The organism is Aggregatibacter sp. oral taxon 458 str. W10330, from assembly GCF_000466335.1.
Lineage (GTDB): Bacteria > Pseudomonadota > Gammaproteobacteria > Enterobacterales > Pasteurellaceae > Aggregatibacter.
On record NZ_KE952607.1, the window covers coordinates 1 to 8,748 of the forward strand.

At 42.0% G+C, this 8,748-nt stretch carries 12 protein-coding genes; 11 read left to right on the forward strand and 1 reads right to left on the reverse strand.

Annotation, left to right across the window (positions count from 1 at the left end):
- On the reverse strand, positions 1–211 hold a 211-nt coding region (locus HMPREF9065_RS04470; protein ID WP_021616158.1), incomplete at its 3' end, for a hypothetical protein.
- Between the two features lie 633 nt (positions 212–844).
- Here HMPREF9065_RS04470 and zevA point away from each other — a divergent pair.
- From zevA to serA, 11 genes are all read left to right on the forward strand, one after another.
- On the forward strand, positions 845–1,477 hold the full coding sequence (zevA, locus tag HMPREF9065_RS04465; RefSeq protein WP_033002547.1) for a zinc transporter binding subunit ZevA: 633 nt from the start codon (positions 845–847) through the stop codon (positions 1,475–1,477).
- 297 nt (positions 1,478–1,774) lie between these two features.
- Complete coding sequence (locus HMPREF9065_RS04460) at positions 1,775–2,533, forward strand: hypothetical protein (RefSeq protein ID WP_021616160.1); 759 nt, start codon at positions 1,775–1,777, stop codon at positions 2,531–2,533.
- Positions 2,534–2,540: 7 nt separating this feature from the next.
- Complete coding sequence (locus HMPREF9065_RS04455; protein ID WP_021616161.1) at positions 2,541–3,092, forward strand: septation protein A; 552 nt, start codon at positions 2,541–2,543, stop codon at positions 3,090–3,092.
- A gap of 3 nt (positions 3,093–3,095) precedes the next feature.
- Complete coding sequence (gene yciA / locus HMPREF9065_RS04450) at positions 3,096–3,557, forward strand: acyl-CoA thioester hydrolase YciA (protein WP_021616162.1); 462 nt, start codon at positions 3,096–3,098, stop codon at positions 3,555–3,557.
- 19 nt (positions 3,558–3,576) lie between these two features.
- On the forward strand, positions 3,577–3,873 hold the full coding sequence (locus HMPREF9065_RS04445) for a YciI family protein (RefSeq protein ID WP_006717394.1): 297 nt from the start codon (positions 3,577–3,579) through the stop codon (positions 3,871–3,873).
- 245 nt (positions 3,874–4,118) lie between these two features.
- Positions 4,119–4,448, forward strand: a complete 330-nt coding sequence (locus tag HMPREF9065_RS04440) for a ComEA family DNA-binding protein (protein ID WP_021616164.1) — start codon at positions 4,119–4,121, stop codon at positions 4,446–4,448.
- A 121-nt stretch (positions 4,449–4,569) separates the two neighbouring features.
- Positions 4,570–5,169, forward strand: coding sequence for an RdgB/HAM1 family non-canonical purine NTP pyrophosphatase (rdgB, locus tag HMPREF9065_RS04435; protein ID WP_021616165.1), 600 nt, complete (start codon positions 4,570–4,572; stop codon positions 5,167–5,169).
- Positions 5,170–5,211: 42 nt separating this feature from the next.
- Positions 5,212–5,535 carry a YbjQ family protein gene (locus HMPREF9065_RS04430; RefSeq protein WP_006719266.1) on the forward strand — a complete coding sequence of 108 codons (324 nt, stop codon included), beginning with the start codon at positions 5,212–5,214 and terminating at the stop codon, positions 5,533–5,535.
- A complete protein-coding gene (hemW, locus tag HMPREF9065_RS04425; protein ID WP_021616166.1) occupies positions 5,535–6,704 on the forward strand; it encodes a radical SAM family heme chaperone HemW in 1,170 nt (389 codons plus the stop codon). Before HMPREF9065_RS04430 ends, hemW begins: the two co-directional genes overlap by 1 nt.
- 97 nt (positions 6,705–6,801) lie before the next feature.
- Positions 6,802–7,458, forward strand: coding sequence for a ribose-5-phosphate isomerase RpiA (gene rpiA, locus HMPREF9065_RS04420; protein WP_021616167.1), 657 nt, complete (start codon positions 6,802–6,804; stop codon positions 7,456–7,458).
- 18 nt (positions 7,459–7,476) lie between these two features.
- Positions 7,477–8,709, forward strand: coding sequence for a phosphoglycerate dehydrogenase (gene serA, locus HMPREF9065_RS04415; RefSeq protein ID WP_021616168.1), 1,233 nt, complete (start codon positions 7,477–7,479; stop codon positions 8,707–8,709).
- The last annotated feature ends 39 nt before the right edge of the window (positions 8,710–8,748 follow it).

Genomic DNA, 8,748 nt, shown 5'->3' on the forward strand with positions numbered 1-8,748 from the left:
TATTGACATAGTCGGTAACGCGATTAATTTCTGAGGTAACATGATTGGCTAAGTCATTGTGTGATTGTTTAAGGTCTGAAACATCATCCTTTAATTGCTGGCTTGTCTTTGCAAGAGCTGCAATAAGGGGATCTGTTGCAAATGCACTACTGGATATAACACCGGTAATAAACAAAGCAACTGCTGTACGTTTTAATAATTGGGTATTCATCGATTAATCCTTTATGTAAAAACCTAGAGAGATAGAAAGGGGGCTTTCTTTATGTAAAAAGAGAAAAGTGCCAATGCTTTAGCTATCCCCTTTAGCCTGAATTTATACCATAAGTAATTGCTAAATGGTATAAAAATTACTAATTCCTATACATTATTCAAATAGACTTAACCTATTTCCTTAATAGGTCATTCAAGGGTAATCATTACCTAAAGTAACTTCTATACATAAATCACTTTTCACCAAATAAAGTCGGTTGTCTGAAGTTGTAAATTTATTTTATCAATCAAGCACGGTTTTGGTATAACCCTACGCCTTGTCACTTCAAAGAGACATCTCGATTAACTAATATGCTGTTTTTATTCATTCCTGTTACAGTTTAAAATAAAACCTCATTGATTTAATAACATGTAAAGTACTAGACATTCCTTGTTGTTCTAAAAAGTAGCTACCAAACTTCAAGCTAATATCAGCTATTTCAACTAACTATTTTCACTGTAAAACAGAAGTACTATGGTTTCCTACCCCTAGTCATGTAAAATACTCATACTTAATCCTCGCTTGTTCTGTGTACCTGAATTATAAATTCAGGTATCAAAATAAACGTCAAGCTATTTCATGAGTGAATATACTATGAAAAAACTTTTTTTATATTTACTAGGCTGTTTGCTAGGACAACACGCACTTGCCCACCCCCATGCGTTTATTGACATGAAAACGAAGGTGTTGGTCGACAAACAACAATTAGTCGGTTTTTCAATGCAATGGGTTTTAGATGAACCCAGTTCTGCCGCTGTGTTATATGATGTAAAACAAGCAAAAGGTGACAAGAAAGCATTGCAGAAATTAATTGATGAGGTTATCGGCAATGTGGTCAATGAGCATTACTTTAGCTATTTATTTGATAAACAAGGCAATAAAGTAAAATACAGCGCAAAACCTCAAAATTACGGCATGAAGAGCAGTGGAGCGCAGGTGTTGTATTATTTTGATTTTATGTTGTCAAAACCACAGCTTTTGCAGGATAACGAATTTACATTAAGTACTTACGATCCGACTTATTATGTTTCTATGTATTACGATAAGCCTTTTCATTCGGCCGTCGATTTTTCTCAATTACCGGAAAATTGCCATGGCGAAGTGTTGGAGCCTAATATCAATGAAAAACTTAAAGCTTACGCCTCCTCGTTAGATCAGTCTCAACGCAACGAAGATGACACCCTTGGCGCGCAGTTTGCGCAAAAAGTGCGGTTAATTTGCCGCTAGTTTCTTGTCATTCAGCGATAGAAAATCAAACATAACCTAATTGACACCCAATTTTAATGGGGAATCGCAGCTTAATGAAATCGGCTATCGATAAATCAACGTAAAAATTGCGTAATTCCCCTGCTCTCCGCTCTCCTCTAGTTAACTCATTCCTCGTGCAGTGTGCATCTTGATGCACGAATCCATGCGCAGAAATCGCGGATTTACACGTCGGAGTATTAAAATAGGATCTGTTTTTATCCGGAAAGGTCAGTATAATTAGGTTCTTTTTCTTTCACGTTTAATGAAGTCAATGAAATGCCAATAAACTTTACCCAAATTATTAAAGACAGCTTTCATTTCATGCAAAATGAAAAGCGAAATATCCTTCTCTTATCTATGCTCTACTTTTTTGTCGACATTATCATGGTATGGCTACAGTTTGTCATGTTGCCCAATGAAATTGTTATGTCTTTGTCAAACAATCAAATTGCCTCCACGATGTCAGAAGAACAAGGCATCGATTTGGTGACATTCTTTTTTCTTAAACAGTTTATTTATATTTTTATCAGTGCATGGTGTTTAGTCAGCATTCATCAAATTAGCCTGCGCCGATTCCACACGATTTGGCAAAGTTTCTCCTCAACATTAAAACAGATTTTGGGCGCTATTTTGCTGAGCTTTTTGATTTTTATCCCGATCCTTATTGGGCTAACAGAAGCCATGATTGCTATTCAGCAAAAAGTACAGCCATCCATTCTTTCATTATTTGCGATAGTTATCGGCATTGGGCTCTATATTCGTCTTTGCTTAGCGCCGGTACATTATTTGCTAACAAACGACAGCATAAGCCATTCCGCTAAAATCACGTGGCGTGCTGCGATGGGACGTGTTTCTGTATTATTTATCTTCTGCTTGCTGATTTATGTGCTGATCCCATTCGTGGAAAATTTTCTCGCTGCCTTCTCAAGCAATGCCATCATGGCACTCATTAGCGGTATCCTGGTTGCGCTAATCAATGTATTTGCATTGGTTGTCACATACCGTTTTTATACGTTATTTATATCAAAGGCATAACATCAATATGAAACAATTACTTGAATTTATTCCCTTAATTCTCTTTTTTGCCGTCTATAAATTAGTTGGAATTCGTGAAGCGGCAATCACCTTAGTAGTCGCAACTATCGTGCAATTCATTATTTTAAAAGTAAAATACGGCAAAATTGAAACGCAACAAAAATTCATGGCAGGTGCGGTTATTTTTTTCGGTACCCTCACTGCTTACTTTAACGATCTTGAGTTTTTGAAATGGAAAGTGACGATTATTTATGCGCTCTTTGCATTGGTTTTACTTGTCGCTCAATTTGGTTTTAAAAAACTGTTGATTAAACAACTTCTTGGTAAAGAAATTACCTTACCTGAGCCGGTGTGGAAGAACCTCAACTTAGGATGGAGCGGCTTTTTTATTTTATGTATGTTACTTAACATTTATATCAGCCGATATTTATCGGACGACATTTGGGTCGATTTCAAGTCCTTCGGCATTATCGGCATGACGTTTGTCGCCACGATCATTACAGGTCTTTATATTTATCGCTATTTACCTCAAACACAACAAGAAAAAAACAAGGAATAATCAATGTCACCTCAATTAATTGATAGCAAAACCGGACAACAATCTCACGGCACGCTTCTGCTCAGAACCTTAGCTATGCCCTCAAACACAAACGCCAACGGCGATATTTTTGGTGGTTGGATTATGTCTCAAATGGACATTGGCGGCGCAATCTTAGCAAAAGAAATCGCTCACGGACGCGTTGTGACTGTTGCCGTTGAAAGCATGAATTTCATTCAGCCGGTTTCTGTTGGAGATGTAGTTTGTTGCTATGGACAATGTTTACACGTTGGACGTAGCTCAATTAAAATCAAAGTGGAAGTGTGGGTTAAAAAAGTGGCAAGCGAACCTATTGGTGAACGCTATTGCGTGACAGAAGCGCAATTTACGTTTGTTGCTGTCGATCAGGAAGGTAAACCTCGTGCTATTCCACGCGAAAATAATCACGAATTAGATGCCGCTTTGGCACACATGAAAACGCCATAAACTAACAAGAGGACTCAAAATGTACTACGTTATTTTTGCTCAAGACAAACCGAACACGTTGGCTCAACGCTTGGCCGTGCGTGAACAACACCTTGCTCGTTTGAAACAACTCCAAGCGGAAGATCGTTTATTAACCGCAGGCCCAAACCCGGCAATTGATGATGAGAATCCGGGTGAGGCCGGTTTCACCGGTTCGACCGTCATTGCCAAGTTTGATAGCTTGCAAGCCGCAAAAGACTGGGCAGCTCAAGATCCTTATGTAGAAGCCGGCGTGTATGGCGATGTCATCATTAAGCCGTTTAAAAAGGTATTTTGATCTTCCCACCCATCAGGCAAATCACCAATCCGCTGATTTGCCTGACATCCCTGTTCATTATTTACGCCCTCCCCTATTTTCCGCCCCCTATCGAAATGCTTTAAAACCTAGCTCGTTTTTCCTTGATTTTGCGATTGAGATCCCAAAAGTGCGGTCGTTTTCTCGTGCATTTTTTCGATTTTCGGCAAAGTACGCCCGTTGATTAATTCAACGTGTATTTAACTCTAGTCTGAAAAGGAATCACTATGAAAGTAATGAAACATCTTTTGGCTTCTCTGTTCGTGTTAGGAACGGTGTTTACCGGCTCTGCCATGGCAACAGAAAAGGCGGCAGAACCTGCAGCACAAACAGAGCAACCCGCCGCAACGGCCGCTGTTAGCCAGAAAGTCAACATCAATACAGCCACTGCTGCCGAAATTCAAAAAGCGCTTGTGGGTATTGGCGTGAAAAAAGCGGAAGCCGTCGTGCAATACCGTGAAAAACACGGCGCGTTTAGCGCTGTCGAGCAATTATTAGAAGTGCAAGGTATCGGCAAAGCTACGCTCGAAAAAAATCGCGATCGCATCGCACTTTAATCTCTCTCCTCTAACATTGTTTTTATGTAAGACGAGGCAATGCGCCTCGTCTTTTTTATTGGGTGCGTTATAATACGAGGCATTTTTCAACCGCACTTAACAGAATAAGTAAGAGAACAACATGAAACAAAAAATTGTTTTAGCCACCGGCAATCAGGGTAAAGTCAGAGAAATGGCTGATGTGTTAGCCGATTTCGGTTTTGAAGTTATCGCCCAAACCGACTTAGGCATCGACAGCCCGGAAGAAACAGGCTTGACCTTTGTAGAAAACGCCATTTTAAAAGCCCGTTATGCGGCGGAAAAATCCGGTTTACCGGCGATTGCAGACGATTCCGGCTTAGTGGTTGACGCGTTAAACGGCGCTCCGGGCTTATATTCCGCACGTTATGCCGGAGTAGATGGTGAACAGGCTGATGCGAAAAATCGTGAAAAATTGTTAGCGGAATTGGCGAATGTGCCAACCGAACAACGCAGCGCGCAATTTGTTAGCACCATCGTCTTATTACAACACCCAACCGATCCGTCTCCGATTATTGCGCAAGGCGCATGTCACGGTGTCATTACTTTTGAAGAAAAAGGCGACAACGGCTTTGGTTATGATTCGCTCTTTTTCAGCCCGGAGACAGATTGCACCTTTGCCGAACTGGAAACCGCCGAGAAAAAGAAAATCTCCCACCGTGCCCGTGCATTAAGCGCGCTTAAAGCGCAATTAGGCGCATAAAGTGCGGTCAGTTTTCACAACAAATTTTAAGGAAAGTAAAAGATGATTATTACCACCACGCCTCACATCGAAGGCAAACAAATTGTCGAATATAAACAACTGGTGTTCGGCGAAGTGGTTGCAGGTTCGAATTTTATCCGCGACTTTTTTGCCGGCATTACCGACATTATCGGCGGACGCTCCGGCATGTATGAATCGCGCATTACCAAATCGCGCAAAGAAGCGTTAGATGAAATGCAAAAAAACGCTCAAGCATTAGGCGCTAATGCCGTTGTGGGCGTAGAAGTCAATTACACCACCATCACCTCCGATGCCAAAAGCATGTTTATGATTGTGGCAAGCGGCACCGCGGTGGTCGTTCGCTAATGATAACACCGCCGTTAAATCCGTTGCGGTTACCACCGCTGAGTTTATACATCCATATTCCATGGTGTGTGCAGAAATGCCCGTACTGCGATTTTAACTCACATGCACAAAAAGGTGCCATTCCCGAACAGGAATATGTGCGCCATTTACTTACCGATTTAACGGCGGATTTATCACGTTATCAGGAAAGCGTCCAACAGCGTCCGCTGCATTCAATTTTTATCGGTGGCGGCACACCAAGTCTGTTTAGCGCAGAAAACATCGCCTATTTATTACATCAAATCGAACAGCACATTCCTTTTGAACCCAACATTGAAATTACCCTCGAAGCGAATCCCGGCACAGCAGAAGCCGAACGTTTTTTAGGTTATGTACAAGCCGGCGTCAATCGTATTTCCATGGGCATTCAAAGTTTTTCTGATGAAAAATTGCAAAAATTGGGGCGTATTCATAATGCCGCCGAGGCAAAAAGTGCGGTAGGTTTTGCCCGCGTTTCTTCTCTGCGCAGTTTTAATTTAGATTTAATGCACGGTTTACCCAACCAAACCTTAAACGAAGCCTTAGATGATTTACGCCAAGCCATAGAACTGGCACCGCCACATTTGTCTTGGTATCAGCTCACCATCGAGCCGAATACAATGTTTGCCTACCGTCCACCGAAACTGCCTGATGACGATGAATTGTGGGATATTTTTGAGCAAGGTCATCAATTATTAACGGCGGCAGGCTATCAACAATATGAAACTTCAGCCTACGCCAAACCGGGCTTTCAGTGCCAACACAATTTAAATTACTGGCGCTTTGGCGATTATCTTGCCATTGGTTGTGGTGCCCACGGCAAACTCAGTTTTCCAAACGGAAAGATTTTGCGTTACAGCAAAACCAAACACCCGAAAGGCTACATGCGTGGCGAATATTTGTATGAAGAACGGGACGTCAGCGCCGAAGATCGCCCTTTTGAATTCTTTATGAATCGGTTTCGCTTATTGGAAGCCGTGCCGAAAAGTGAATTTGAACAATTCACCGGCTTGTCATTAAGTGCGGTAGATAAAACGATGGCTTGGGCGCTGGATCAAAAATTCATCACGGAAACTGACCGCACTTGGCAAGTCACCGAGCATGGAAAACTGTTTTTAAACGAGCTATTAGAAGGCTTTTTGCCCGAATAATCTTGCTCTACTTGTTTATGCTAGTAAAACTAATTAAAGTAAACGCAATCGTTTACTTATTTGTTTCAGCGTCATGTTCTGATGTTAAGGAGAAAAAATGAATCAACTTGAAATGAAAAAAATCGCCGCGCAAGCGGCTTTGCAATTTGTAAAGCCGGAGATGATCGTAGGCGTGGGGAGCGGTTCCACTGTGAATTGTTTTATTGAAGCGCTTGGCTCAATGAAAGATGAAATCAAAGGTGCTGTAGCAGCCTCCAAAAATTCGGAAGAATTACTGAAAAAACATGGTATTGAAGTATTTAGTGCAAATGATGTGGCAGGCTTAGATATTTATGTGGATGGCGCCGATGAAATCAATCCGCAAAAAATGATGATCAAAGGCGGCGGTGCGGCATTAACCCGTGAAAAAATTGTGGCTGCATTGGCAAAAAATTTCATCTGCATCGTGGATAGCAGCAAACAAGTGGATGTGTTAGGCTCAACCTTCCCATTGCCGGTAGAAGTGATCCCAATGGCACGTTCACAAGTAGCGCGTAAATTGGTGGCACTCGGCGGTGCGCCGGAATATCGTGAAGGCGTTGTGACTGATAACGGCAACATCATTTTAGATGTGCATAATTTTGAAATTCTGAACCCGGTAGAAATGGAAAAAAAATTAAATAACATTGCAGGTGTCGTGACTAACGGCGTGTTTGCTTTACGCCCGGCAGATACTGTCATTGTCGGCACACCGGACGGTGCAAAAATCATTTAAACATCATTGGAGAGAAATATGACATCAAAAGTTTCATTAGATAAAAATAAAATCAAATTTGTGTTGTTGGAGGGCGTTCACCAAAGCGCCTTAGATACGTTGCACGCCGCGGGTTACACCAACATTGATTACTACAAAAAAGCATTGGACGGCGATGAACTCAAAGAAGCCATCAAAGATGCGCACTTTATCGGCTTACGCTCGCGCACCCATTTAACTGAAGAAATGATTGCGGCCGCACCGAAATTGATCGCCATCGGCTGTTTCTGTATCGGCACCAACCAAGTAGATTTGAACGCAGCGAAAGTACGCGGCATTCCAGTCTTTAATGCACCGTTCTCCAATACGCGTTCTGTGGCGGAATTAGTGTTAGGTGAAATCCTATTATTAATGCGTAATATTCCGCAAGCCAATGCGGATGTGCACCGCGGTTTATGGAATAAATCGGCTGTGGGTTCACACGAAGTACGTGGCAAAAAATTAGGGATCGTGGGTTACGGCCATATTGGTTCACAACTTAGTATTATTGCTGAATCCTTGGGCATGGATGTGCATTTCTACGACATTGAAAACAAACTTCCTCTTGGCAACGCCAAACAAGTTCGTAGCTTGGAAGAATTGCTCGGTTCTTGCGATGTCATTTCCCTACACGTGCCTGAATTGCCATCTACCCGCAATTTAATCAGCGCAGAACGTATTGCCCAATTAAAACAAGATGCCATTTTAATTAACGCAGCACGTGGCACCGTCGTGGACATTGATGCATTAGCCAAGGCGTTAGAAGAAGGCAAAATACGCGGTGCAGCAATCGACGTATTCCCGGAAGAACCGGCATCCATTAACGAAGAATTTATTTCCCCATTACGCAAATTCGATAATGTGATCTTAACGCCGCACATCGGTGGTTCTACCGCCGAAGCACAAGAAAATATTGGATTTGAAGTCGCCGGCAAATTTGTGAAATATTCCGACAACGGCTCAACCTTATCTTCCGTTAACTTCCCAGAAGTGTCTCTACCGGAACACGAAGGCTCCAAACGCTTGTTGCACATTCACGAAAACCGCCCGGGCATCTTGACAAAAATCAACCAAATTTTCGTTGAAGCCAATGTCAATATCGCGGCGCAATATTTACAGACCGATCCGAAAATCGGCTATGTGGTAATTGATGTGGAAACCGACGATTCCGCACCATTGATCGATAAATTGCGTCATATTGAGGGCACAATTCGCACGCGGATCTTGTTTTAACGAAAAAATAACAATCCGCACGTAAAACGTGCGGTTTTT